Below are 24,806 nucleotides of genomic sequence, written 5' to 3' on the forward strand. Positions count from 1 at the left end.
GGCAACCACAATGCCAACTATTAACCAACTGGTTCGTAAAGGACGTCAAGCCAAAATCGAGAAATCGAAATCACCGGCTTTGCAAAAAGGTTTTAACGCCTTGAAACGTGAAGCTACCGACATCAGTGCCCCGCAAAAACGCGGAGTTTGCACACGTGTAGGTACTATGACTCCAAAAAAACCAAACTCCGCACTTCGTAAATATGCTCGTGTTCGTTTGACGAACCGTGTAGAGGTGACTGCTTACATTCCGGGTATCGGACACAACCTGCAAGAACACAGCGTAGTGCTGATTCGCGGCGGTCGTGTAAAAGATCTTCCGGGTGTACGTTACCACATCGTTCGCGGTGCTTTGGATACTGCAGGCGTAAACAACCGCATGCAAGCTCGTTCCAAATACGGCGCAAAACGCCCTAAAGCTAAAAAATCCTAATGAATATAAACCGAATAAATCGGTTTAACATGTAAGAAAGGGGGATATCCATGCCACGCAAAGGTCCAGTTACCAAAAGAGACGTGTTGCCAGATCCGGTATACAACAGCAAGTTGGTTACCCGCCTGATCAACCGCATCATGCTCGACGGAAAACGAGGCGTTGCTCAAAGCATTCTGTACAATGCGTTCAAGCTTATCCAAGAACGTACGGGGAATGACCCGATGGAAGTTTTTGAAGCAGCTATCAAGAATATCATGCCAGTCCTGGAAGTTAAAGCACGCCGTGTCGGCGGTGCCAACTACCAAGTACCAATCGAGGTAAAACCAGAAAGACGTACTTCCCTGGGTTTACGTTGGCTCGTAAACTACTCCCGCAACCGCGGCGAGAAAACGATGGAAGAGCGTTTGGCGGCTGAGATTATCGACGCTTCCAACAACACAGGTGCTTCCGTGAAAAAACGCGAAGATACGCACAAAATGGCTGAAGCGAACAAAGCGTTTGCTCACTACCGTTGGTAGGATTCAGCTCAAAAAAATAACTTCAATTTTGAAGGGAGACCCATTTCATGGCAAGAGAGTTCTCCTTGACGAATACACGTAATATCGGGATCATGGCTCATATTGACGCGGGTAAAACCACAACAACAGAGCGGATCTTGTTCTACACAGGACGTACGCACAAAATCGGTGAAGTTCACGAAGGCGCTGCGACAATGGACTGGATGGAACAAGAACAAGAGCGCGGAATCACGATTACTTCCGCTGCGACGACCGCTGCCTGGAAAGGTCACCGCGTCAATATCATCGACACCCCGGGGCACGTTGACTTCACTGTTGAAGTTGAACGTTCCCTTCGTGTATTGGACGGAGCAGTTGGTGTTTTCAGTGCGAAAGAAGGCGTTGAGCCTCAGTCCGAAACCGTATGGAGACAGGCTGATCGCTACGGCGTTCCGCGGATCGCATATGTGAACAAAATGGATATCATTGGTGCCGACTTCTTGAATGTTGTCTCTGACATGCGTGATCGCCTTCAAGCGAACGCAGTTGCGATTCAATTGCCAATCGGTGCAGAAAATGATTTTATTGGTATCATCGATATCGTTGAACAAAAAGCTCATATGTACAAAGATGATCTTGGTCAAGATATCGAAGAAGTCGAAATTCCTGCGGAATTCAAAGATCAAGTTGAAGAACTCCGTAATGAATTGATCGAGAAGGTTGCTGAACTGGACGAAGAATTGACAATGAAATACCTGGAAGGCGAAGAAATTTCGGTTGCCGAAATTAAAGCTGCTCTCCGCAAAGGTGTTGTAGATGTTAAAATCTTCCCAGTTATCTGTGGATCTTCTTACCGTAACAAAGGTGTTCAGCTGATGTTGGATGCTGTTCTCGACTATTTGCCGGCTCCTACTGACGTGCCAAGTATTCAAGGGCATTTGGAAGACGGTACGGAAGTTGAACGTCACTCTTCCGATGAAGAGCCATTCTCCGCATTGGCCTTCAAAATCATGACGGACCCTTACGTTGGTAAGTTGACATTCTTCCGCGTATACTCCGGTGTTCTTCAATCCGGTTCATATGTATTGAATGCAACAAAAGGCAAACGTGAACGTATCGGACGTATTCTTCAAATGCATGCGAACAGCCGTCAAGAAATCACTGTAGTTTACTCCGGTGATATTGCGGCAGCCGTAGGTTTGAAAGATACAGGTACAGGTGATACACTGTGTGATGAGAAGGATCCTGTTATTCTCGAGTCCATGAATTTCCCTGATCCGGTTATCGAAATCGCGGTTGAGCCTAAAACCAAAGCTGACCAAGATAAAATGTCTGTTGCCCTCGGTAAATTGACCGAAGAAGATCCAACTCTTCGTGCTCATACTAACGAAGAAACAGGCCAAACCATCTTGGCAGGTATGGGTGAGCTTCATCTGGATATCATCATTGACCGTATGCGTCGTGAGTTCAAGGTAGAAACCAATGTGGGCAAACCACAGGTTGCTTACCGTGAAACGTTCCGTGCTCCAGCACGTGTCGAAGGTAAATTCGTTCGTCAGTCCGGTGGTCGTGGTCAATACGGTCACGTATGGGTTGAGTTCGAACCACTCGAGCCAGGTACTGGTAGTCAATTCGTAAGTAAGGTAGTCGGCGGCTCTGTTCCTAGAGAGTACATCGCTCCTGCACTTGCTGGTATTGAGGAGCAAATGAAAAACGGCGTTATCGCAGGCTTCCCGCTTGTGGACGTTAAAGCTACAATCGTGGACGGATCATACCATGATGTCGATTCCAATGAAATGGCGTTTAAAATTGCCGGATCAATGGCGCTGAAAGCAGCGAAAGACAAATGTAAACCAGTATTGCTTGAGCCGATTATGAAAGTTGAAGTAACGGTTCCTGAGGAATACATGGGTGACGTAATGGGTATGTTGAACTCCCGTCGTGGTCGGATTGAAGGTATGGATTCCCGTAGTGGAGCTCAAATCATTCGTGCAAAGGTGCCTTTGTCCGAAATGTTCGGATACTCGACTACACTTCGTTCCGGTACACAAGGACGCGGTGTGTTCTCCATGGAGCTTTCTCATTATGAAGAAGTTCCGAAGAGCATTGCTGAAGAGATCGTTGCCAAAACCAAAGGCGGCGAGTAATACAATGTATCAGCTGACCGGTATAATCAAGGTTTTTCCAAGAGGAAGCCGGCAGCCTAAAAATAAAACAAGTTATTGAGGAGGAATTGTTCAAATGGCAAAGGCTAAGTTTGAACGTAACAAACCGCACGTTAACATCGGTACTATTGGTCACGTCGATCATGGTAAAACTACTTTGACTGCTGCAATCACAACTGTATTGTCCAAAACTTACGGTGGTGCTGCTGTAGCATTCGACCAAATCGATAAAGCTCCAGAAGAGCGCGAACGCGGTATCACAATCTCCACAGCACACGTGGAATACGAAACACCTAACCGTCACTATGCACACGTTGACTGCCCAGGTCACGCCGACTATGTTAAAAACATGATCACTGGCGCTGCACAAATGGACGGAGCGATTCTGGTTGTATCCGCAGCTGACGGCCCAATGCCGCAAACTCGCGAGCACATCCTGTTGTCCCGCCAAGTAGGCGTTCCTTACATCGTTGTATTCCTGAACAAATGTGACATGGTTGAAGACGAAGAGTTGTTGGAACTGGTTGAAATGGAAGTTCGTGACTTGCTGAGCGAATATGACTTCCCAGGCGACGACACTCCAATCATTCGTGGTTCCGCTCGTGAAGCTCTGCAAAACCCAGAGGGCGACTATGCTAAGAAAATCGTTGAAATGTTCGAAATAATCGACACTTACGTCCCAACTCCAGAACGCGACACTGAAAAGCCTTTCCTTATGCCTGTCGAGGACGTATTCTCCATCACAGGTCGTGGTACAGTTGCTACAGGCCGTGTAGAGCGTGGTACTGTTAAAGTGGGCGACGAAATCGAAATCATCGGTATTCAAGAAGAATCCCGTAAATCCGTAGTAACAGGCGTAGAAATGTTCCGCAAATTGCTTGACTCCGCTCAAGCTGGCGATAACATCGGCGCATTGCTTCGCGGTGTAGATCGTGCACAAATCGAGCGTGGCCAAGTATTGGCTAAACCAGGTTCTGTTAAACCTCATACAGAATTCTCTGCTCAAATCTACGTTTTGACTAAAGAAGAGGGTGGACGTCACAAACCTTTCTTCACTGGTTACCGTCCACAGTTCTACTTCCGTACAACTGACGTAACGGGTATCATCACTTTGCCAGAAGGTTCCGAAATGGTAATGCCTGGTGACAACATCACAGTTACTGTTCAACTGATCAACCCAATCGCTATCGAAGAAGGAACTAAGTTCTCTATTCGTGAAGGTGGACGTACAGTTGGCGCTGGTGCGGTAGCAACAATCACCAAATAAGAGGCTTTGGCCTTTAAATAAAGCAACATTGTACTGGAACGAGTAACATTGTATTGGAACGGAGCTAAAAGAAGCCCCCGCCCTAGTGCGGGGGCTTTTCTCTTGAATAAATCGCGAGCTGCGAGTGCAATTGTATCTTTTCAAAATAAGATACATTGTTTTTTCGTTTTTGCTTGCAATAGGCAGAACTATTAGATATAATAACTAATGTTGTTTGTGACTGTGCGATGATGTGAGAGGTTACTGACACACCCGGCCCCTTTGCCATGGGAGGGATGTCGGAAAATTTTCACGGAGTATGTCCGATACCAAATTGGGCGATAGAAGGAGGGACTAAAATGGCAAAGCAAAAGATTCGTATTCGTTTGAAAGCTTACGACCACAGAATTCTTGATCAATCCGCTGAGAAAATTGTTGAAACAGCTAAGCGTTCGGGCGCAGGTGTATCCGGACCAATTCCGCTGCCAACTGAAAAACAAATCATTACTATTCTCCGTGCGGTACACAAGTACAAGGATTCCCGGGAGCAGTTCGAAATGCGCACACATAAGCGTCTGATCGACATTGTTAACCCGACTCCACAAACTGTGGATGCCTTGATGCGCTTGGACCTGCCGTCCGGTGTAGATATCGAAATTAAATTGTAATTTGTGATTAGGAAAAGAAAAGAGGTGTCAACATGAAAGGTATCTTAGGAAAAAAACTCGGAATGACTCAAGTGTTTACCCCTGAAGGTAACGTACTTGCTGTTACGGTTATCGAAGCGGGCCCTTGTGTTGTTCTGCAAAAGAAAGATCTGGAAAACGATGGATACGAAGCTATTCAACTCGGTTTCTCTGATAAAAAAGAAAAAAGATCCAATAAACCTGAAGCAGGACATGCGAAAAAAGCAAATACTGCACCTAAGCGCTACGTTCGTGAACTTCGTGGCATCGACCTTGCTGCGTACGAGGTTGGCCAAGAACTGAAGGCTGATGTCTTCACAGAAGGCGAATTCGTTGACGTAACAGGTATTTCTAAAGGTAAAGGTTTTGCCGGCGTTATCAAACGTTGGGGACAAAGCCGCGGACCAATGGCACACGGCTCGCGTTACCATAGAGGTCCAGGTTCGATGGGCTCCATTCAAGCTAACCGCGTTCCTAAAGGTAAACACCTGCCAGGACACATGGGGCATGAAACGGTAACGATCCAACGCCTTGAAGTTGTTAAGATCGATACAGAACGTAATATATTGCTCGTGAAAGGCTCCATTCCAGGACCTAAAAACAGCTTCGTTAAAGTACTAGAAACGGTGAAAAAATAAACAACTGAAGAAAGGAGGAACACGAAATGCCAAAAGTAGCACTTTTTAATATTAGCGGCAGCCAAGTTGGCGAAATTGAATTGAACGACGCAGTATTCGGTATCGAACCGAATAAACACGTTCTTCATGACGCTGTTGTTATGCAATTGGCTTCCCTGCGTCAAGGTACTCACAAAGTAAAAGGACGTTCTGAAGTACGTGGTGGCGGACGTAAGCCTTGGAAACAAAAAGGTACTGGACGCGCTCGTCAAGGTTCGATCCGTGCACCGCAATGGGTTGGTGGCGGTACTGTATTTGGTCCGACTCCACGCAGCTATGCTTACAAATTGCCTAAAAAGGTTCGTCGCTTGGCGATCAAATCGGCTTTGTCTTCCAAAGTGATTGAGAATGAAATCATCGTATTGGACGCTCTTACACTGAACGGACCTAAAACGAAAGAATTCGCAGCCATTTTGAACAACCTTAAAGCTGACCGTAAAGCATTGATCGTAGCTCCTAGCTATGATGATAATGTGGCTCTGTCCGCTCGTAATATTCCTGGTGTGAAGTTTGTATCCGCAGACGGCATTAATGTTCTTGACGTGCTTGGACACGACAAACTGATCATTACGAAGGAAGCAGTTCAGAAGGTAGAGGAGGTGCTCGCGTAATGAAGGATCCTCGTGATATTATCAAACGTCCGGTAATCACCGAACGTACGGCTGGTATGATGAATGACTTGAAATACGTTTTCGAGGTAGACATTCGTTCCAATAAAGTCGAAGTTAAAAAAGCAATCGAAGCGATCTTTAACGTGAAAGTAAGTAACGTAAACACGCTTCGTGTTCCTGCAAAACCAAAACGCTACGGCCGTCATTCCGGCTATACGAGCGAGTGGAAAAAAGCGTTCGTAACGCTGAGCAAAGACAGTAAGCCGCTTGAGTTTTTTGAAACGGTATAATTGAAACTGTAAAGTAAGGAGGGAAACTCAGTGCCAATTAAAAAGTATAAACCGACGTCCCCGGCCAGACGTGCTATGTCTGTATCTACTTTCGAGGAGATCACAACTAATCAGCCCGAGAAATCGTTGCTGGCGCCTCTGAGCAAGCAAGCTGGACGTAATAACCAAGGTAAAATTACGGTTCGTCATCATGGCGGTGGACACAAACGTAAATACCGTATTATCGATTTCAAACGTAACAAAGATGGAATACCGGGCCGCGTTGCTACGATCGAATATGACCCGAACCGTACGTCCAACATCGCACTTATCCACTATGTGGATGGTGAAAAACGTTACATCATCGCTCCTAAAGGCCTGAAAGTAGGAGACGAAGTGGTATCCGGCGTAGGTTCCGATATCAAAATCGGTAACTCTTTGCCTTTGGAAAACATTCCAGTAGGTACGGTTATCCACAACATCGAATTGAAACCGGGCAAAGGTGGTCAACTCGTTCGTGCTGCCGGTACGGAAGCCCAACTTCTTGGTAAAGAAGAGAAGTATGTAACTATTCGTTTGACTTCTGGTGAAGTTCGTCGCGTTCTGAAAGTTTGCCGCGCTACAATCGGTTCTGTTGGTAACGAAGACCATGAATTGGTGAAGATCGGTAAAGCCGGACGTAGCCGTTGGTTGGGACAACGTCCTGAAGTTCGCGGTGTTGTTATGAACCCTAACGATCACCCACACGGTGGTGGTGAAGGTCGCGCTCCAATCGGACGTAAATCTCCGATGTCTCCATGGGGTAAACCAACCCTTGGTTACAAAACACGTAAAAAAGGTAAAGCATCTGATAAATACATCGTTCGTCGTCGTACTAAGTAATAAGACGTGCGCTTAAGTCGCACGTTAACATATTAAGGAACGACTACGTTTTAACGAAGGGAGGATTCATACATGGGTCGCAGTCTCAAAAAAGGACCATTCGTTGATGGTTACCTGCTGAAAAAAGTAGAGGTTTTGAACGAATCGGACAAAAAAGTCGTGATCAAAACTTGGTCCCGTCGCTCTACGATTTTCCCGCAATTTATCGGACATACGTTTGGTGTATACGATGGTCGTAAGCACGTGCCAGTATACGTAACGGAAGATATGGTCGGACACAAATTGGGCGAATTCGCTCCAACACGTACCTATAAAGGCCATACGGATGACGATAAGAAAACAAGAAGATAATCAACACAGCGTAGTGTTTGAGAGGAGGTAAACTCAATGGAAGCAAAAGCACATGCTAAATCCGTACGGATTTCCGCTCGTAAAGTTAAACTCGTTATCGATTTGATCCGCGGTAAGCAGGTTGGTGAGGCGATCGCAATTCTTCGTCACACTCCGAAATCCGCTTCTCCGGTCGTTGAGAAGCTGTTGAACTCTGCTATTGCAAATGCAGACCACAACTACTCTTTGGACGTGAACAAGTTGGTAGTATCGCAAGTTTTTGTAAACCAAGGTCCTACAATGAAACGGTTCCGCCCGCGTGCAATGGGTCGTGCAAGCCGCATCAATAAACGCACCAGTCATATTACTCTGGTGGTATCTGAAAAATAAGGAGGGAAAACGTGTGGGCCAAAAGGTAAATCCCGTCGGACTCCGAATCGGTATTATCCGTGATTGGGAATCCAAATGGTATGCAGGCAAAGATTTCGGTGATCTTTTGCTGGAAGACGTTAGAATTCGTGAACATCTGAAAAAAAGATTGAAAGATTCCGCTGTATCCCGTGTTGAAATCGAGAGAGCAGCTAACCGCGTCAACGTAACGATTCACACTGCGAAACCTGGTATGGTTATCGGTAAGGGTGGTTCCGAAGTTGAAAACTTGCGTAATGAAATCACTAAAATCGCAGGCGGTAAAAAGGTACACATCAATATCTCTGAAATTAAAAATCCTGAGCTGGATGCAATCTTGGTTGCTGAGAGCATTGCACAACAATTGGAACGTCGCGTTTCTTTCCGTCGTGCTTTGAAACAAGCGATCCAAAGAACTATGCGTTCCGGGGCAAAAGGAATTAAAACTCAAGTAGGCGGACGTCTTGGCGGTGCCGAAATCGCTCGTTCCGAAGGGTACAGCGAAGGAACAGTTCCACTGCATACGCTTCGTGCCGACATTGACTACGGTACAGCGGAAGCTCATACTACTTACGGCCGTATTGGCGTAAAAGTATGGATCTATCGTGGAGAGGTTCTTCCTCCAGCTAAGAAACAAGCTCCTCAGGAAGGAGGCAACTAATTATGTTGGTACCAAAACGCGTAAAACATCGTAAGCAACAACGTGGTCATATGAAGGGTCGTGCAAAAGGCGGCACTACACTGAACTTTGGTGAGTATGGTTTGCAAGCTACTGAACCTGCATGGATTACTAACCGTCAGATCGAAGCTGCTCGTATTGCGATGACTCGTTACATCAAACGTGGTGGTAAGGTTTGGATTAAAATTTTCCCTGACAAACCAATTACTCAGAAGCCTCTTGAGGTTCGTATGGGTAGTGGTAAAGGTAACGTAGAAAAATGGGTTGCAGTAGTGAAACCAGGTAAGATCATGTTCGAACTTGCTGGTGTTCCGGAAGAGATTGCTCGTGAAGCAATGCGTCTTGCCGCTCACAAACTGCCAATCAAAACTAAGTTTGTGAAACGTGAAGAATTGGGTGGTGAAGCAAATGAAGGCTAGTGAATTTCGCAACCTAACCACTGCTGAAATTGAACAAAAGATCTCTGGGTTCAAAGAAGAACTCTTTAACCTTCGTTTTCAACTCGCTACCGGTCAGCTTGATAACCCGACTCGGATCGGCGATGTGCGTAAGGAAATTGCTCGTGCTAAAACCGTGATCCGTGAAAGAGAACTTGGGATTAGCTAAGATATCAGACCGGGTGGAGATTCCGCCTGTAATTAGGAAGGAGGCCAACAATGAGCGAACGTAATGCCCGTAAAGTGTTAGTCGGTAAAGTAGTCAGCGATAAAATGGACAAAACGATTGTGATTGCTGTAGAAACTTACAAAAAACACGATCTCTACCATAAACGTATCAAAGTAACAAAGAAATTCAAAGCTCATGATGAAAACAACACCGCACAAATCGGTGATACTGTTAAAATCATGGAAACTCGCCCTTTGTCCAAAGACAAAAACTGGCGACTGGTCGAAATCATTGAAAAAGCTGTTACAATTTAATGTAGTGTAGTTTTTCCGAAAGGAGGATAAATAAATGATTCAACCATTTACACGTTTGACTGTAGCTGACAATTCCGGCGCGAAGGAACTGATGTGTATCCGTGTGCTCGGTGGTACGGGACGTCGTACAGCTCAAATTGGTGACCTGATCGTTTGTTCCGTAAAACAAGCAACACCAGGCGGCGTTGTCAAAAAGGGTGATGTAGTAAGAGCGGTTGTCGTTCGTACTAAACGTTCTATCCGCCGTAAAGACGGTTCCTATATCGGATTTGACGAGAACGCAGCAGTAGTCGTTAAAGAAGACAAGAGCCCACGTGGTACTCGTATTTTCGGACCAGTTGCTCGTGAACTTCGTGACAAGGACTTCATGAAAATCGTTTCCTTGGCTCCGGAAGTGATCTAAATTCACCTTAAAATGTGCCTGTAGGAGGTGTACGAAATGCCAAAAGTGAAAAAAGTTCTGGAATCCCATAACAACAAGCTGCACGTCAAAAAAGACGACACTGTTCTGGTGATTACTGGTAAAGATAAAGGTAAAAAAGGTCGCGTTATCGCTGCTTACCCTCGTCAAAACCGTGTGCTTGTGGAAGGTGTTAACATGATTAAAAAACACCAAAAGCCTAATCAGTTGAATCCACAAGGCGGCATCATCGAGAAAGAAGCTCCGATTCACGTTTCCAACGTTATGCACATTGATCCGAAGAGCGGAAAAGTAACTCGTGTTGGTTACAAAGTATTGGACAACGGGAAAAAAGTGCGCATTGCAAAACGTTCTGGCGAAGTGATCGACTAATTAATTTTCAAAGAAAGGAGGTCTATGATTCATGGCAACTACAAGAATGAAAGAGCGTTTCTTGAAAGAAATTACTCCTGCCTTGATGCAGAAGTTTAGCTATACATCAGTAATGCAAGTGCCTAAAATCGAGAAAGTTGTAATCAACATGGGTGTTGGCGACGCAGTCCAAAACTCCAAAGTTCTCGATTCGGCTGTGAGCGACATGCAGTTGATCGCTGGTCAAAAACCAGTAATCACTCGCGCAAAAAAATCTATTGCAGGTTTTAAATTGCGTGAAAACATGCCGATCGGTGTTAAGGTAACACTTCGGGGCGAGCGTATGTATTATTTCTTGGACAAATTGTTCAATATCACGCTTCCTCGCGTACGTGACTTCCATGGTGTTTCAACAAAAGCTTTCGACGGACGTGGTAACTACACGCTTGGTCTGAAAGAACAATTGATCTTCCCGGAAATCGAGTACGATCAAGTTGATAAAGTTCGTGGTATGGACATCGTTATCGTAACGACTGCCAAAACTGACGAAGAGTCCCGTGAGCTTCTGACTCAACTGGGCATGCCTTTCGCAAAGTAATGTTGGCATAACGTTTTGGGCGTCTGATATAAAAGACACCCTGTTCTCCGAAACTATTTAGGAGGTGTCAGGCTAAGTGGCAAAAACTTCAATGAAAGTCAAACAACAACGCACACCAAAGTTTAAAGTTCGTGCTTATACTCGTTGCGAGCGTTGTGGTCGTCCACATTCGGTACTGCAAAAGTTTAAGATCTGCAGAATTTGCTTCCGTGAATTAGCTTATAAAGGCCAGATTCCTGGCGTGAAAAAAGCAAGCTGGTAAAAAGTCCTGTTTGGGAAGGAGGTTTATACACAATGACTATGTCTGATCCAATTGCAGATATGCTTACTCGTATTCGTAACGCGAACACAGTTCGTCACGAAACAGTAGAAATGCCTGCATCTACAATGAAAAAACAAATCGCCGACATCCTGAAACGTGAAGGATTCATTCGTGATGCGGAATTTGTTGAAGATAGCAAACAAGGGATCATCCGTGTTTTCTTGAAATACGGTGCAAACAACGAACGTGTTATTACAGGTTTGAAAAGAATCAGTAAACCAGGTCTTCGTGTTTACACGAAGAGCAACGAAATTCCACGCGTTCTGGGTGGACTCGGGATCGCGATCATTTCGACATCCAAAGGTATCATGACCGACAAAGAAGCACGTCAGTCTAAAGCCGGCGGAGAAGTGGTTTGCTACGTTTGGTAAGATAACGTTTAAAAGATAGGAGGTGCAACAGATATGTCCCGTATTGGTCGTAAGCCAATCACAGTACCAAGTGGTGTTGACGTAACTTTGAACAACACAGCGATCACAGTTAAAGGTCCTAAAGGAACATTGACTCGTGAGCTTCATAAAGACATGTCCGTTACTGTGGAAAACAATGAAATCAACGTAATTCGTCCTTCGGACAACAAACTTCACCGCTCTTTGCATGGAACAACCCGCAGCGTTGTCAACAACATGGTAAGTGGTGTAACTGAAGGATTTTCAAAATCTCTGGAGCTGGTTGGGGTCGGATATCGTGCAAGCAAATCCGGAGATAAAATCGTTCTGAACGTTGGATACTCTCACCCGGTTGAAATCACACCGGAAGCGGGCATCGAATTCGAAGTTCCTTCGAACACTAAAATCATCGTTCGCGGAATTGATAAAGAGCGTGTAGGTGCCTATGCTGCTAAAATTCGTTCCGTTCGTGAACCTGAGCCGTACAAAGGTAAAGGGATTAAATACGAAGGCGAGCGCATCATTCGTAAAGAAGGTAAAGCCGGTAAGAAGAAATAAGTTTCTTACCGACTTTGTGCGGTCTTTCTGTCGGAAAGACTTCGTACTTCTTTTTTACCCAGTGCGTCTTAGTATAAAGCTTTAAAAGGCAAACTGAAGGGAGTGAAAACTTAAGATGATTACAAAACAAGATAAAAATAAAGCACGTGTCAGAAGACATCTGCGTGTACGTAAGAAAATCGAAGGTACGGCTTTGCGTCCTCGTTTGAACGTATTCCGTTCTTCCAAACATATCTACGCACAATTGATTGATGATGTAGCTGGTGTAACATTGGTATCTGCATCCACTATGGATAAAGAACTGAGCAGTGAGATCAAAAACGGTGGTAGCGTAGAGGCAGCTAGTAAGGTTGGCGAACTCGTTGCTAAACGTGCAAAAGAAAAAGGTCATGCTAACATCGTATTTGACCGTGGTGGATACTTGTATCATGGACGGATTCAGGCTTTGGCTGATGCAGCTCGCGAAGCAGGCCTTGAATTCTAAGACATTTCTCAAAAGGAGGTTAACGACTTGCGTGTAGATCCGAACACTTTGGAACTGACTGAAAGAGTAGTAAATATTAATCGTGTAGCTAAAGTTGTCAAAGGCGGACGCCGTTTCAGCTTTAGTGCTCTGGTAGTAGTAGGCGACGGTAACGGCTGGGTAGGCGCCGGAATCGGTAAAGCTGGCGAAGTACCTGATGCGATTCGCAAAGGTATTGAAGATGCTAAGAAAAACTTGGTTCACGTTCCGCTTGTAGGAACAACTATTCCTCACCTTGTTACAGGTAAGTTCGGTGCTGGCCGGGTTCTGTTGAAACCGGCATCGGAAGGTACTGGAGTTATCGCTGGCGGTCCAGTTCGTGCTGTACTGGAACTTGCTGGTGTAGGTGATATCTTGACAAAATCTCTGGGTTCTTCGAATTCCATGAACATGGTCAATGCGACATTGGAAGGTTTGTCCCGCTTGAAACGCGCTGAAGAAGTTGCAAAATTGCGCGGCAAATCCATCGAAGAGCTGCTGGGCTAAGGAGGGAATGTCATGGCGAAATTAGAAATTACCCTCGTTCGTTCGTTGATCGGTCGTCCTGGTACTCAAAGAACGACTGTTAAAACGCTCGGCTTGCGTAAAATCAACCATAAAGTAATTCAACCCGACAATCCAGCGATTCGCGGGATGATCAATCAAGTAAGCCATTTGGTTTCTGTTAAAGAAATCGAGGCATAGGAAATAAAGTATTTTAACAATAATCAAGGAGGTGCAACGAACGATGAAGTTACATGAGCTTTCCCCAGCTCCAGGCTCCCGCAAAGAACGTAAACGTTTGGGTCGTGGTCCTAGTAGCGGTACGGGTAAAACTTCTGGTCGTGGTCATAAGGGTCAAAACGCTCGTTCCGGCGGTGGTGTACGTCCGGGCTTCGAGGGTGGTCAAAACCCACTGTATCGTCGCTTGCCTAAACGCGGTTTCGTAAATCCTACTCGTAAAGAGTATGCGGTTTTGAATATCGAAGATTTGAACAGTTTTGCAGCGGGTACAGAAGTAAGCCCTGAGTTTTTGCTGAACAATGGCATTGTGAAAAACGCGAAATCCGGAATTAAAATTCTGGGTAACGGTGAAATCACTGTAAAATTGACAGTTAAAGCGAACAAGTTCTCTCAATCTGCGGTAGAGAAAATTGAAGCTGCCGGCGGTAAAACCGAGGTGATCTAATGTTCAAGACCCTGAAAAATATATGGCGGGTTGAGGATCTTAGAACCCGAATCCTGTTTACCCTGTTTATACTGTTTGTATATCGTATTGGCTCCTTCGTGCCGGTTCCCGGCGTGAACAAGCAAGTCTTTACTTCTCAGGATCAGGCAGGAAGCGAGTTGTTTGGACTCCTTAACACCTTCTCAGGGGGCGCTTTGTATCAGTTCTCGATCTTCGCCCTCGGGATTATGCCATATATTACAGCGTCCATCATTGTACAGTTGCTGTCAATGGACGTTATTCCGAAACTTGCGGAATGGGCTAAACAAGGAGAGCATGGTAAAAAGAAGTTGGCTCAACTTACACGGTATGGTACGGTAATACTGGGCTTGATTCAAGCATTCGGAACGTCGATCGGCTTTAACCGACTGTATGGTGCAGCGATGATTCCAGGAGCGACTTTTGCAGATTATCTGGTAATAGCTATTGTGCTTACAGCAGGAACTACGTTCCTTATGTGGCTAGGTGAGCAAATTACCGAAAAGGGAATCGGCAACGGTATCTCTATCGTTATCTTTGCAGGGATCGCGGCAGGTATTCCAAGACATATTCGGACGGTTGTAGAATCCCAGTTTATTCAGGCAGATCAATTGTTTATGAATATTCTGAAAGCAATTATTATTGCCTTGGTGATTATTCTGATTATTGTGGGTGTTATCTACATCCAGCAAGGTATTCGGAAAATCCCGGTACAATACGCCAAACGTGTAGTTGGTAACAAAATGTACGGTGGCCAGAATACGCATATTCCGATGAAAATTAATGCGGCAGGCGTTATTCCGGTAATCTTTGCGGTATCATTGCTGCAATTCCCGACAATTATTGCGAGTTTTTGGGCAGATCATGCTTGGGCGAAGTGGATTACCACTTACTTGTATTATGACAAGCCGCTGGGTATGGTTTTGTATGTCGTAATGATTATCGGTTTCACATTCTTCTATACCTTTGTACAGATGAATCCGCAGCAAATGGCCGACAACATGAAGAAAAACGGCGGTTATATTCCGGGAATTCGCCCGGGTAAAGCCACGGAGAAATACCTGACACGAGTAATGTCACGTTTGACAATGACAGGAGCTTTGTTCCTGGCAGTCATATCCGTATTGCCGGTATTCTTCGGTTCGCTTTCGGGCTTGCCTCGTTCCGTGCAAATTGGCGGTACTTCATTGCTCATCATTATTGGTGTAGCATTGGATACGATGAAGCAGATCGAAAGCCAACTGATCAAACGCCATTACAAAGGCTTCATCAACAAATAGGCAACAGGTTCCGGCTTAGGATGTTCGCATACTTACCGGCACCTTTTGTGCTGTTTCTTGTGTAGGGGTCGTCTTGAGGAGTGACAGATTGTGAATATTTTAATCATGGGCCCTCCGGGGGCTGGTAAAGGTACACAAGCAGATGTCATTGTGAAGGAATTCGGCATTCCTCATATCTCGACAGGTGACGCGTTTCGCCTGGCGATGAAACAGGGAACACCTATTGGCATTAAAGCCAAGGAATATATCGACAAGGGTGAACTTGTTCCAGATGATGTAACGATTGGCATCGTTGAAGAGCGGCTGCAACAGCCGGACTGTAAGAAAGGTTTCTTGCTGGACGGTTTTCCTAGAACTTTGGCTCAGGCTGAAGCCTTGGATCAAATTTTGGGTCGTTTGGATACGAAGCTTGATGATGTCATCAACCTGAAAGTGGATCGTGACAAATTGTTGGTACGAATCACAGGACGGCGTGTTTGCAAGATCTGTGGAACTAGCTATCATGTTGTCTTTAATCCTCCGAAGGTTGAAGGCATTTGCGATAAAGATGGCGGGGAGCTCTATCAGCGCCCTGACGATAACGAGGATAGCGTAAGAACAAGACTTGACGAATATAGTAATAAAACAGCACCACTCCTCACGTTTTATGAGAACCAGAATCTTCTGCGTCATATTGACGGAGAACAGGATATTGATGTGGTTTCCAAAAATATCGTGTCCTTGTTGCGGGGTTAGCTGTAATGATCATTTGCAAGTCGGGGACGGAATTAAGCTTTATGAGGAAAGCTGAGAGAGTGGATACGGAAACGAATCATTTCTTGGTGGAACACATCGAGCCCGGTATGACGACCGGTGAACTTGATCATTTAGCTGATCGGTATATTCGCAGTCAAGGAGCTGTGCCGTCTTTTAAAGGTTATAACGGTTTTCCTGCCAGCATTTGCGCTTCAGTCAACGAACAACTGGTGCACGGATTTCCCGGCAAACGCAAGTTAAACAAAGGCGATATCATCGCGAAGACTCGCCAGTTTACAATGTCGCATGCCATTTGGCAATATATTGAGAATCCAAACCGTGGTATTCCCGAACAGGGGCCGAGGCTGAAAACCGGCATGGTGCTGGCTATTGAACTCATGGTTCATATAGGTTCTCGCCATGTGGGGGCGCTGGAAGACAACTGGACGGTCGTAACGGTGAACGTGGCCTCTCGTGCTCGTAACGAGCAAGCGGTGGCGGTCACAACGGACGGCATGGACATTTTCACGAAACTGAGTGCGTAGGTGATTTGAATGATTCAGCAAGGAAACCTGCAAATCGGTCAGCTGGTGAAGATTCTGAAAGGCAGAGATGTCGGACAGATTGCGGTTGTCGTTTCTATAGCGGACAGCAGGTTTGTATATATTGCGGATGGGGACAAACGAAAGTTTGATCAGTCGAAGAAGAAAAACGTTCTTCATCTGATGCCTCAGCCCAAGATTAGTAGCGAGGTTGTAAACAGTTTAAACGAAAGCGGTCGGGTGACAAATGGAAAGCTGCGTCATGCAGTGAAAACTTTCTTGGAGTCGTCCGAATACCAAGCTGAAGAGAAAGGAGACTGACTTTGGCCAAAGAAGATGTCATTGAGGTTGAAGGTACGGTAATCGAGCCACTGCCGAACGCTACGTTCAAGGTAGAGCTGGAGAACGGTCATCAAATTCTTGCACATGTTTCCGGAAAACTGCGGATGCACTTTATCCGTATTTTGACAGGCGACAAGGTGGTTGTACAGTTATCGCCTTACGATTTAACTAAAGGCCGTATTACGTACCGCAAGTAATTCATGCAGGTTTAATTAAACGTACGTCATTTAAAAAAACTTGTTTTGCTCGGCAAAACGATGTGAATGTTCACGAAGCGAGTTTTACCAGGGTAAAGCTTGGAGGAGGTAATCAACATGAAGGTAAGACCTTCTGTAAAACCTATTTGCGAGAAATGCAAAGTCATTCGCCGTAAAGGGAATGTAATGGTTATTTGCGAAAATCCGAAACACAAACAAAAACAAGGTTAATAGAAGGGGGTGTAGCGTAAAATGGCTCGTATAGCTGGTGTGGATTTGCCACGTGACAAACGCGTTGAGATCGCCTTGACTTACATTTTCGGAATCGGTAAAACGACTTCTCAGAAAATTTTGAAGGAAACAGGCATCAGTGCAAACACGCGTGTTCGTGATTTGACTGAAGATGAAGTGAGCAAATTACGTGAAACGATCGACAAAGAAGTTAAAGTAGAAGGCGATCTGCGTCGTGAAATTTCCTTAAATATTAAACGTCTGACTGAGATTGGCTGCTACCGTGGTGTTCGTCACCGTCGTGGATTGCCTGTTCGCGGACAACGTACCAAAACTAATGCTCGTACCCGTAAAGGTCCTCGTCGGACTGTAGCGAACAAAAAGAAATAAGAAGGGAGGATAACATTCAATGGCTAAACCGAAAAAAGTTGTACGTACAAAACGCCGTGACCGTAAAAATATCGAGACTGGCGTGGCACACATCCGTTCCACGTTCAACAACACGATCGTTACGATCACAGATCCACACGGTAACGCAATCTCTTGGGCCAGCTCAGGCGGCATGGGATTCCGTGGTTCCCGTAAATCTACTCCATTCGCAGCTCAAATGGCCGCAGAAACTGCTGCTAAAGCTGCAATGGAACACGGCATGAAGACTGTCGAAGTCATGGTTAAAGGACCAGGCGCAGGACGCGAAGCAGCAATCCGCTCTTTGCAAGCAGCTGGACTGGAAGTTAACCTGATTAAAGACGTAACTCCGGTACCTCATAACGGATGCCGTCCTCCAAAACGTCGTCGCGTCTAATGAGATTTCTCCTCTGCGTGTAGTATAAATCCGGCGCAAACTGCCAAGAATGGATGTTTAGGCATACTGCATGATAGACTATGGATAAGGTGAATGTTTCATATAGGAGCGACGTTTTGAAGGAGGGATATTGCAGTGATAGAAATCGAAAAGCCGAAAATTGAGACGGTAGACGTCAATGATGATGGCACCTATGGAAAATTCGTAGTAGAACCGCTGGAACGCGGGTACGGTACGACGCTAGGAAACTCGCTTCGCCGTATTCTGTTATCCTCATTACCGGGGGCAGCAGTCACATCGGTTCAGATCGATGGAGTTTTGCACGAATTTGCAACGGTTCCCGGTGTGAAGGAAGACGTAACGGAGATCATACTGAACCTGAAAGCTTTATCGCTTAAAATCCACTCGGATGAAGAGAAGGTACTCGAAATCGATGCGGAAGGCGAAGGAGTTGTAACGGCAGGAGATATCCGTGCGGACAGTGATGTGGAAATTCTTAATCCGGATCTTCACATTGCTACGCTCGGACCGGGTTCGAGACTTCACATGCGTATTTTCGCCAATCGCGGTCGCGGTTACGTTAAGCAGGATCGGAATAAACGTGATGACCAGCCGATCGGCGTCATTCCCGTCGACTCCATCTACACTCCGATTTCACGCGTGAACTATGGCATAGAAAATACGCGTGTCGGCCAGGTTACGAATTATGACAAGCTGACACTTGAGGTTTGGACTGACGGAAGTATCCGCCCTGAGGAAGCAGTAAGCCTTGGAGCAAAAATTTTGACCGAGCATGTGATGTTGTTCGTGGGTCTAACCGACGAAGCAAAAGATGCGGAAATTATGGTCGAAAAAGAAGAAGACAAGAAAGAAAAAGTTCTTGAAATGACGATCGAAGAGCTGGATCTCTCCGTCCGTTCCTATAACTGCCTTAAGCGCGCTGGTATCAATACGGTACAAGAACTCACTACTAAATCTGAAGAAGATATGATGAAGGTCCGCAACCTGGGCCGCAAATCTTTGGAAGAGGTACAAGAGAAGCTCGAGGAACTTGGTTTAGGACTTCGTACGGAAGAATAGTACAGCAACGTTTTTGTGAAGGAGGGGAAACTACATGGCATACCAAAAATTGGGCCGTAACTCCAGTGCCCGTAAAGCTTTGTTTCGTGATTTGGTAACCGATTTGTTCTTGTACGAGCGTATCCAAACTACTGAGGCTAAAGCGAAAGAAGTTCGTTCTATTGCTGAAAAACTGATCACCAAAGCGAAAAAAGGAGATCTGCACGCACGCCGTCAAGTGGCTGCGTTCGTTCGCCGTGAAACTTTGGATGGTGAGCAGGATGCAATCCAAAAGCTGTTTAGCGAATTGGCTACACGTTACACCGAGCGTCCAGGTGGATACACTCGTATCCTGAAATTGGGACCTCGTCGTGGCGATGCCGCTCCAATGGTATATCTGGAACTGGTTGACCGCGCGTAAACAGGCGAAGATGAGGGAAGGGTGGACAGAATCAGCTTGATTCTGAACAACCCTTTTTTTCTCTTGGAGGAGTCCTTGAGGGGCTTCTCCTTTGTTATGTACGGTTATTCCTTATAAGGCCAGTGAATACCCCGCAAAGGTGTGAGAGACATGCGGAACTTGTGCATGAAGGTGAACTATGACGGAACCCGCTATGATGGCTTTCAGACGCAGCCCAGTGGTAATACCATTCAGGACTATCTTGAAAATGCTATTTACTCATTGACGGGCGAACGTCTAAAAATCACAGGCTCAGGCCGCACAGACGCAGGTGTACATGCATATGGACAGGTATTCAATTTTCATACTGAATCACCGATCCCGATACAGCGCTGGTGTCTGGCACTCAATGCCTGGCTGCCTCGTGATATCATCGTTACGGATGCGAAAGAGGTGCCGTTGTCCTTTCATGCACGCCGTATGGCGAAGCGGAAGACGTATCGGTACAGCATTAATGCGAACCGATTTCCGGACATCTTTCACCGTCGTACACAGGCACATCACCCGACGAGTTTGGATATACGAGCGATGGAGGAAGGGCTGGCCCATTTGATCGGCACTTTTGACTATACATCGTTCGCATCCCGACGTTCCCAGAAAACGAACCATGTCCGTACAATTTACGAAGCCTATATGACGGTAGACCATTCCTTTTCACGTCCGGGTTCGGATGATCAGGGAATTATCCATACCTATATTACAGGTAGCGGATTTTTACAGCACATGGTTCGGATCATTATGGGAACTTTGCTGGAAGTGGGAGAAGGCAAAAAATCGGCGGATGATATTCCTTCCATTTTGGAGGCTAAAAATCGCTCAAAGGCCGGTCCTACGGCTGTTGGACATGCTTTAACCCTCTGGAATGTGGAGTACGACGAAAACATCAAAAAACATTGATTTTACCCTTGCAGAATTGATGGTTATCCTGTAATATAAAAGTTGTGTTTTCTTAATGGCTTTCCCACAGCCCCAATTAAGACGATCACTTTCAAACAACATCTAATCCATCAATAATGCAGCAACTTAACGAACGAAGATAAATGATGATTTCTGTTAACGAACTTAAGGAGGAAACTTTTCATGCGTACTACGTATATGGCGAAGCCAAATGAAGTTGAGCGCAACTGGCACATCATTGATGCCGAAGGCAAAACGCTCGGCCGTCTGGCAAGCGAAGCGGCTGCGTTGATTCGCGGCAAACACAAGACACAGTTTACACCACATGTGGACACAGGTGATTTTGTTGTTGTAATCAATGCGGAGAAAATCGTATTGACTGGTAAGAAAATGGAGAAGAAGAAATACTACCGTCACTCCCTGCATCCGGGTGGTCTGAAAGTAACGGTTGCACAAGACATGGTTAAGAACAAACCTGAGCGTATGCTGGAACTGGCTGTTCACGGTATGCTTCCTAAAACTCGTCAAGGCGAAAAAATGAAGCTTAGACTTAAAGCTTACAAAGGCGCAGAGCATCCACATGCAGCACAAAAACCTGAAGTTTACGAACTTCGCGGATAATTAAAAGGGAGGACAGTTTCATGGCACAAGTACAATACTATGGGACAGGTCGTCGTAAACATTCGGTAGCTCGTGTTCGTCTCGTACCGGGTGAAGGACGCATTGTCATCAACAAGCGTGATATTAATGAATATTTCGGTTTGGAAACACTCAAACTGATCGTAAAACAACCATTGAACCTGACTGAAACAGTAACTAACTATGACGTACTCGTTATTACTCATGGTGGTGGTATTTCTGGTCAAGCCGGCGCAATTCGCCACGGTATTTCCCGTGCTCTGCTGAAAGCAGATCCAGAATTCCGTCCAGCTTTGAAAAAAGCAGGCTTCTTGACTCGTGATCCACGTATGAAAGAACGTAAAAAATACGGCCTCAAAGCCGCTCGTCGTGCACCACAGTTCTCGAAACGTTAATATTTCGAATACAGAAGAACCTTTTCCTTATGGAAAGGGTTCTTTTTTTGCTGCTATGAATATTTTTTGAAAATATCCACATGTGGATAAGTGCTACAGCTATCCTGACTAGAATATTTGATTTATCCTCAACCCAGCGAGTAACCAGATAGCAAAGTGTAGGAATGAACTATAGAGCCATATGGATACAAAATAACTGCCTTGATTGCAACGAACACTCGAAGTTGTCCACGTTGTGATCAAAGGCAGTTATGTTATGCACAATCGTATTTGTTTATTTCAAATTCAGTTTATCCCGTTGTGTTCATAACCTGTGACTAAATATGATACGAAGTAAATACTCAACATACTTCCGAACAATCGCCTTAGCTCAGCGCAGTTACACGTCGATAGTTCGGTTTCCACATGAGTTCACGAAGCGACTGCTCAATATGATCTAGTTTGACACTGGCTGTGCCGTCTTGTATAGCCGCTTTGGCCACGGCTAAGGCTACAGCAAAGGATACCTCTTTCAGCTTGTGTACACTGGGTAAAAGGGCGCTTCCCGGCTTAGTGTTGTCCACCATCTCAGCCACAGCATTTGCAGCGGCGGTAAACATGCCTTCGGTGATCGTCTTGGCCTGTACTGCAATCGCGCCAAGCCCCAATCCAGGGAACACAAATGCATTGTTCGATTGTCCAATCTCATAAACCGTCCCTTCATAGGTGACAGGCTCAAAGGGGCTTCCAGTAGCGATAAGCGCCCTACCTTGTGTCCAGCGGATCAGATCCTCTGGAATTGCCTCTGCGAGCGCTGTAGGGTTAGACATAGGCATAATGATAGGCTGTTCAACGTGGTTAGCCATTTCTTTTATAATTTTCTCTGAGAAAGCCCCGTGGACACCTGAGGTGCCGATCAGTATAGTAGGCTTAATCTGACGAATGACCTCAAGCAGAGTAATTTTACCGTCATCGGACCGTGCCCATGAACGTACTTCGTCTTCGGAACGTAGATAGGGCTTTTGAAAATCGAATATATTCTCCATCCCCTCGGTTAACAGCCCTCGGTAATCATAAGTCCAAAAACGTTGGCTGCTTTCCTTCTCAGATAGTCCTTGCTTCATCATAGCATCTCGAATCTGGTCGGCATTTCCAATCCCTGCAGCACCGGGGCCAAAAATAAGAATACGTTGCTTCTGCAGCGGAATTCCCGTCACTTTTAACGCCGAAATAACAGCTGCTAATGTAACCGCACCCGTTCCTTGTATGTCATCATTAAACGTGAGAATATGTTCTCCGTACTTTTCCATAATATTACGGGCATTAACATTACCCATATCTTCCCAATGAAGAAGTGCCTTCGGGAACTGTCCCAATGTATGCTGTACAAACGCATCAATAAAACGGTCATACTGCTCTCCACGCACCCGCTGTTGTCGATTACCGATGTAGAGAGGGTCTTGTAGCAGTTTTTCATTGTTCGTCCCAACATCTAAAACGACAGGTAGCACACGCCCCGGATTAATACCAGCTGCCGCTGTATACACCGCTAACTTACCTATGGCGATGTTAATGCCTCCCACACCCCAATCCCCGATACCGAGTATGCTTTCGGAGTCAGTAACCACGATTAAGTCTAGATCGTCAGCGCTCAATTGCGTGTTGGCAAAAGCCTGTGCGATGCCGTCCACATTATTAATGGAAAGATATACCCCACCGGGACGATGATACTCATGGCTGTATTCCTGAATAGCTTGACCTACGGTTGGTGTATAGACAATCGGAAGCATTTCGCTCAGGTGATCCGTAAGGAGACGATAGTATAAGACCACATTCTGATTATACAAGTCATTCAACGAAGCATTCTTACGCAGCGTGGTTGGTTGAGCGAGAAACTGCTTGTACGCACGTTCGGCCTGCTCTTCCAAGGTCAGGACCGTCGGAGGCAGATACCTTCAAGCCCCAACTCCTTCCGTTCATTCGGTGTAAAGGCGACATCCTTGTTTAAAAGCGGATTGGCGAGTACATCTTTTCCTTTAAGCGGAGTAGCGAGCGAACCGTCTTTGTTGACGTAAAAAGCTTCCATTCATGCGAACCTTCTTTCTATGACTGATTACTTTTAGTTACCAAGTAACTTTAGGATGATTTCCAAATGTATTGTATAAGAATATTTTATATAAAGTCAATGAACTTGGTCGGATACGGAGGATAGGGTTATAGAATGCTTGCAGGGCAACGATTCTACATTTTTAGGGCCAAAGATTGTATGCATAAGGACACAATCCCTTGGATTGACAATGCACATGAAAGTTTATACTTTATTTATTCTTATTAGTTTAGTCGGTATTGGAATGCTGGAATTTATTTATGAATCTTCATATGGAGGCGCATTGAAAATGAACTTGTTGGAGAAAGAAGAGTTGATCAAAGTTAAGGCAATTGAGCTGGAAGAGGCTACGCCTGAGGAAATTATTCAGTATGCTGTTCATACGTTTCCGAATCTTACCTTTGCTTGTAGCTTTGGGGCGGAGGATGTAGTGCTTGTAGATATGCTGCAAAAAATTAGTCCCTCCAGTGATGTTTTTTATTTGGACACTGACTTTCATTTTCAAGAAACGTACGATACGCGTGATCAGATGAAGGAAAAATACAACATGGATTTTGTGCGGGTATCTCCCTTGATTACTCCGGAAGAGCAAGCGGCCAAGCATGGAGAAGAGCTTTGGAAATCAGATCCCAACACATGCTGTGGTATACGTAAAGTAGAGCCGCTGACACGTATTTTATCGCAATACGATGCATGGATTACCGGCATTCGCCGAGATCAGGCTCCTACCCGTGCAAATGCAAAAAAGATAGAATATGACGAAAAATTCGGTCTCGTTAAATTCAACCCGTTGGCGAGCTGGACATCAGAGGACGTGTGGAACTATATTCATACACATAAAGTGCTGTATAATCCGCTACATGATCGTAACTATCCCAGCATCGGTTGTGAGCAATGTACGCGTGAAGTCCTTCCAGACGAAGATCCTCGTGCTGGTCGCTGGTCAGGCAGTGAGAAAACGGAATGTGGACTCCATCAATAACG

Annotated in this window: 39 protein-coding genes and 1 pseudogene; 39 read left to right on the forward strand and 1 reads right to left on the reverse strand. The window is 45.5% G+C overall.

Annotated features, from left to right (window positions below; translation table 11 throughout):
- Nucleotides 1–10 precede the first annotated feature (10 nt).
- From rpsL to rpsI, 38 genes are all read left to right on the forward strand, one after another.
- Nucleotides 11–433: a 30S ribosomal protein S12 gene (gene rpsL, locus ASL14_RS15700; RefSeq protein WP_007432587.1), complete on the forward strand. Its 423-nt coding sequence runs from the start codon at nucleotides 11–13 to the stop codon at nucleotides 431–433.
- A gap of 50 nt (nucleotides 434–483) precedes the next feature.
- Nucleotides 484–954: a 30S ribosomal protein S7 gene (gene rpsG / locus ASL14_RS15705; RefSeq protein ID WP_007432586.1), complete on the forward strand. Its 471-nt coding sequence runs from the start codon at nucleotides 484–486 to the stop codon at nucleotides 952–954.
- A gap of 47 nt (nucleotides 955–1,001) precedes the next feature.
- Nucleotides 1,002–3,080, forward strand: coding sequence for an elongation factor G (fusA, locus tag ASL14_RS15710; RefSeq protein WP_134912308.1), 2,079 nt, complete (start codon nucleotides 1,002–1,004; stop codon nucleotides 3,078–3,080).
- A 94-nt stretch (nucleotides 3,081–3,174) separates the two neighbouring features.
- On the forward strand, nucleotides 3,175–4,365 hold the full coding sequence (tuf, locus tag ASL14_RS15715; protein WP_134912310.1) for an elongation factor Tu: 1,191 nt from the start codon (nucleotides 3,175–3,177) through the stop codon (nucleotides 4,363–4,365).
- A 338-nt stretch (nucleotides 4,366–4,703) separates the two neighbouring features.
- Nucleotides 4,704–5,012, forward strand: a complete 309-nt coding sequence (rpsJ, locus tag ASL14_RS15720; RefSeq protein ID WP_005544556.1) for a 30S ribosomal protein S10 — start codon at nucleotides 4,704–4,706, stop codon at nucleotides 5,010–5,012.
- A 32-nt stretch (nucleotides 5,013–5,044) separates the two neighbouring features.
- Nucleotides 5,045–5,668: a 50S ribosomal protein L3 gene (gene rplC, locus ASL14_RS15725; protein WP_134912311.1), complete on the forward strand. Its 624-nt coding sequence runs from the start codon at nucleotides 5,045–5,047 to the stop codon at nucleotides 5,666–5,668.
- Nucleotides 5,669–5,694: 26 nt separating this feature from the next.
- Nucleotides 5,695–6,318, forward strand: coding sequence for a 50S ribosomal protein L4 (gene rplD / locus ASL14_RS15730; protein WP_025685937.1), 624 nt, complete (start codon nucleotides 5,695–5,697; stop codon nucleotides 6,316–6,318).
- Nucleotides 6,318–6,608 carry a 50S ribosomal protein L23 gene (gene rplW, locus ASL14_RS15735; protein WP_013312159.1) on the forward strand — a complete coding sequence of 97 codons (291 nt, stop codon included), beginning with the start codon at nucleotides 6,318–6,320 and terminating at the stop codon, nucleotides 6,606–6,608. The genes rplD and rplW overlap by 1 nt, the downstream gene beginning before the upstream one ends.
- 30 nt (nucleotides 6,609–6,638) lie before the next feature.
- Nucleotides 6,639–7,469 carry a 50S ribosomal protein L2 gene (gene rplB / locus ASL14_RS15740; protein ID WP_134912313.1) on the forward strand — a complete coding sequence of 277 codons (831 nt, stop codon included), beginning with the start codon at nucleotides 6,639–6,641 and terminating at the stop codon, nucleotides 7,467–7,469.
- Nucleotides 7,470–7,541: 72 nt separating this feature from the next.
- Nucleotides 7,542–7,820: a 30S ribosomal protein S19 gene (gene rpsS / locus ASL14_RS15745; RefSeq protein ID WP_025685935.1), complete on the forward strand. Its 279-nt coding sequence runs from the start codon at nucleotides 7,542–7,544 to the stop codon at nucleotides 7,818–7,820.
- Nucleotides 7,821–7,856: 36 nt separating this feature from the next.
- Nucleotides 7,857–8,189 (forward strand): 50S ribosomal protein L22, encoded by a 333-nt coding sequence (gene rplV / locus ASL14_RS15750; protein ID WP_013312157.1) that lies wholly within the window; start codon nucleotides 7,857–7,859, stop codon nucleotides 8,187–8,189.
- A gap of 13 nt (nucleotides 8,190–8,202) precedes the next feature.
- A complete protein-coding gene (gene rpsC / locus ASL14_RS15755) occupies nucleotides 8,203–8,868 on the forward strand; it encodes a 30S ribosomal protein S3 (protein WP_014278312.1) in 666 nt (221 codons plus the stop codon).
- Between the two features lie 2 nt (nucleotides 8,869–8,870).
- The gene (rplP, locus tag ASL14_RS15760) at nucleotides 8,871–9,305 is read left to right on the forward strand and encodes a 50S ribosomal protein L16 (protein WP_007432576.1); all 435 of its coding nucleotides are present in this window, start codon (nucleotides 8,871–8,873) and stop codon (nucleotides 9,303–9,305) included.
- Nucleotides 9,295–9,492 (forward strand): 50S ribosomal protein L29, encoded by a 198-nt coding sequence (rpmC, locus tag ASL14_RS15765; protein WP_014278310.1) that lies wholly within the window; start codon nucleotides 9,295–9,297, stop codon nucleotides 9,490–9,492. The genes rplP and rpmC overlap by 11 nt, the downstream gene beginning before the upstream one ends.
- A gap of 50 nt (nucleotides 9,493–9,542) precedes the next feature.
- Entirely contained in the window at nucleotides 9,543–9,806 is a 264-nt protein-coding gene (gene rpsQ, locus ASL14_RS15770; RefSeq protein WP_134912315.1) for a 30S ribosomal protein S17, read from the forward strand.
- Nucleotides 9,807–9,840: 34 nt separating this feature from the next.
- Complete coding sequence (gene rplN, locus ASL14_RS15775; protein WP_007432573.1) at nucleotides 9,841–10,209, forward strand: 50S ribosomal protein L14; 369 nt, start codon at nucleotides 9,841–9,843, stop codon at nucleotides 10,207–10,209.
- A gap of 36 nt (nucleotides 10,210–10,245) precedes the next feature.
- Nucleotides 10,246–10,599, forward strand: coding sequence for a 50S ribosomal protein L24 (gene rplX, locus ASL14_RS15780; RefSeq protein ID WP_013312155.1), 354 nt, complete (start codon nucleotides 10,246–10,248; stop codon nucleotides 10,597–10,599).
- Nucleotides 10,600–10,630: 31 nt separating this feature from the next.
- Complete coding sequence (gene rplE / locus ASL14_RS15785) at nucleotides 10,631–11,176, forward strand: 50S ribosomal protein L5 (protein ID WP_025685933.1); 546 nt, start codon at nucleotides 10,631–10,633, stop codon at nucleotides 11,174–11,176.
- A gap of 76 nt (nucleotides 11,177–11,252) precedes the next feature.
- Nucleotides 11,253–11,438, forward strand: coding sequence for a type Z 30S ribosomal protein S14 (locus ASL14_RS15790; protein WP_013312154.1), 186 nt, complete (start codon nucleotides 11,253–11,255; stop codon nucleotides 11,436–11,438).
- A 32-nt stretch (nucleotides 11,439–11,470) separates the two neighbouring features.
- A complete protein-coding gene (gene rpsH / locus ASL14_RS15795; protein ID WP_014278308.1) occupies nucleotides 11,471–11,869 on the forward strand; it encodes a 30S ribosomal protein S8 in 399 nt (132 codons plus the stop codon).
- 33 nt (nucleotides 11,870–11,902) lie between these two features.
- Nucleotides 11,903–12,445, forward strand: a complete 543-nt coding sequence (gene rplF, locus ASL14_RS15800) for a 50S ribosomal protein L6 (RefSeq protein WP_014278307.1) — start codon at nucleotides 11,903–11,905, stop codon at nucleotides 12,443–12,445.
- 115 nt (nucleotides 12,446–12,560) lie between these two features.
- Nucleotides 12,561–12,929 (forward strand): 50S ribosomal protein L18, encoded by a 369-nt coding sequence (rplR, locus tag ASL14_RS15805; protein ID WP_044647212.1) that lies wholly within the window; start codon nucleotides 12,561–12,563, stop codon nucleotides 12,927–12,929.
- A gap of 27 nt (nucleotides 12,930–12,956) precedes the next feature.
- Nucleotides 12,957–13,454 (forward strand): 30S ribosomal protein S5, encoded by a 498-nt coding sequence (gene rpsE / locus ASL14_RS15810; RefSeq protein WP_013312151.1) that lies wholly within the window; start codon nucleotides 12,957–12,959, stop codon nucleotides 13,452–13,454.
- A gap of 12 nt (nucleotides 13,455–13,466) precedes the next feature.
- Complete coding sequence (rpmD, locus tag ASL14_RS15815; RefSeq protein ID WP_014278305.1) at nucleotides 13,467–13,652, forward strand: 50S ribosomal protein L30; 186 nt, start codon at nucleotides 13,467–13,469, stop codon at nucleotides 13,650–13,652.
- Nucleotides 13,653–13,695: 43 nt separating this feature from the next.
- Nucleotides 13,696–14,136, forward strand: a complete 441-nt coding sequence (rplO, locus tag ASL14_RS15820; RefSeq protein ID WP_013312149.1) for a 50S ribosomal protein L15 — start codon at nucleotides 13,696–13,698, stop codon at nucleotides 14,134–14,136.
- Nucleotides 14,136–15,434: a preprotein translocase subunit SecY gene (secY, locus tag ASL14_RS15825; RefSeq protein WP_025685931.1), complete on the forward strand. Its 1,299-nt coding sequence runs from the start codon at nucleotides 14,136–14,138 to the stop codon at nucleotides 15,432–15,434. Before rplO ends, secY begins: the two co-directional genes overlap by 1 nt.
- Before the next feature lie 90 nt (nucleotides 15,435–15,524).
- A complete protein-coding gene (locus ASL14_RS15830) occupies nucleotides 15,525–16,169 on the forward strand; it encodes an adenylate kinase (RefSeq protein WP_134912318.1) in 645 nt (214 codons plus the stop codon).
- Nucleotides 16,170–16,174: 5 nt separating this feature from the next.
- Nucleotides 16,175–16,714, forward strand: coding sequence for a M24 family metallopeptidase (locus ASL14_RS15835; protein ID WP_134912320.1), 540 nt, complete (start codon nucleotides 16,175–16,177; stop codon nucleotides 16,712–16,714).
- 9 nt (nucleotides 16,715–16,723) lie between these two features.
- Nucleotides 16,724–17,032 carry a KOW domain-containing RNA-binding protein gene (locus tag ASL14_RS15840; protein ID WP_134912322.1) on the forward strand — a complete coding sequence of 103 codons (309 nt, stop codon included), beginning with the start codon at nucleotides 16,724–16,726 and terminating at the stop codon, nucleotides 17,030–17,032.
- A 2-nt stretch (nucleotides 17,033–17,034) separates the two neighbouring features.
- On the forward strand, nucleotides 17,035–17,250 hold the full coding sequence (gene infA / locus ASL14_RS15845; RefSeq protein WP_006212898.1) for a translation initiation factor IF-1: 216 nt from the start codon (nucleotides 17,035–17,037) through the stop codon (nucleotides 17,248–17,250).
- Between the two features lie 117 nt (nucleotides 17,251–17,367).
- Nucleotides 17,368–17,481 (forward strand): 50S ribosomal protein L36, encoded by a 114-nt coding sequence (rpmJ, locus tag ASL14_RS15850; RefSeq protein ID WP_003333770.1) that lies wholly within the window; start codon nucleotides 17,368–17,370, stop codon nucleotides 17,479–17,481.
- Nucleotides 17,482–17,502: 21 nt separating this feature from the next.
- A complete protein-coding gene (rpsM, locus tag ASL14_RS15855; protein ID WP_007432560.1) occupies nucleotides 17,503–17,871 on the forward strand; it encodes a 30S ribosomal protein S13 in 369 nt (122 codons plus the stop codon).
- Nucleotides 17,872–17,890: 19 nt separating this feature from the next.
- Entirely contained in the window at nucleotides 17,891–18,286 is a 396-nt protein-coding gene (gene rpsK / locus ASL14_RS15860) for a 30S ribosomal protein S11 (RefSeq protein WP_013312144.1), read from the forward strand.
- A gap of 135 nt (nucleotides 18,287–18,421) precedes the next feature.
- Entirely contained in the window at nucleotides 18,422–19,366 is a 945-nt protein-coding gene (locus ASL14_RS15865; RefSeq protein WP_014278300.1) for a DNA-directed RNA polymerase subunit alpha, read from the forward strand.
- Between the two features lie 34 nt (nucleotides 19,367–19,400).
- Nucleotides 19,401–19,766 carry a 50S ribosomal protein L17 gene (rplQ, locus tag ASL14_RS15870; RefSeq protein WP_013312143.1) on the forward strand — a complete coding sequence of 122 codons (366 nt, stop codon included), beginning with the start codon at nucleotides 19,401–19,403 and terminating at the stop codon, nucleotides 19,764–19,766.
- A gap of 150 nt (nucleotides 19,767–19,916) precedes the next feature.
- Complete coding sequence (truA, locus tag ASL14_RS15875; protein WP_025685927.1) at nucleotides 19,917–20,702, forward strand: tRNA pseudouridine(38-40) synthase TruA; 786 nt, start codon at nucleotides 19,917–19,919, stop codon at nucleotides 20,700–20,702.
- Between the two features lie 183 nt (nucleotides 20,703–20,885).
- Nucleotides 20,886–21,323, forward strand: coding sequence for a 50S ribosomal protein L13 (rplM, locus tag ASL14_RS15880; protein WP_134912324.1), 438 nt, complete (start codon nucleotides 20,886–20,888; stop codon nucleotides 21,321–21,323).
- A 20-nt stretch (nucleotides 21,324–21,343) separates the two neighbouring features.
- On the forward strand, nucleotides 21,344–21,736 hold the full coding sequence (gene rpsI / locus ASL14_RS15885; protein ID WP_134912326.1) for a 30S ribosomal protein S9: 393 nt from the start codon (nucleotides 21,344–21,346) through the stop codon (nucleotides 21,734–21,736).
- A 365-nt stretch (nucleotides 21,737–22,101) separates the two neighbouring features.
- Here the strand turns inward: rpsI and ASL14_RS15890 are convergent.
- Nucleotides 22,102–23,801, reverse strand: a pseudogene (locus ASL14_RS15890) (NAD-dependent malic enzyme).
- Between the two features lie 310 nt (nucleotides 23,802–24,111).
- Between ASL14_RS15890 and ASL14_RS15895 the strand changes: the two are divergent.
- Nucleotides 24,112–24,804 (forward strand): phosphoadenylyl-sulfate reductase, encoded by a 693-nt coding sequence (locus tag ASL14_RS15895; protein ID WP_134912328.1) that lies wholly within the window; start codon nucleotides 24,112–24,114, stop codon nucleotides 24,802–24,804.
- Nucleotides 24,805–24,806: the final 2 nt, after the last annotated feature.

This window comes from Paenibacillus sp. IHB B 3084 (genome assembly GCF_001447315.1).
Lineage (GTDB): Bacteria > Bacillota > Bacilli > Paenibacillales > Paenibacillaceae > Paenibacillus.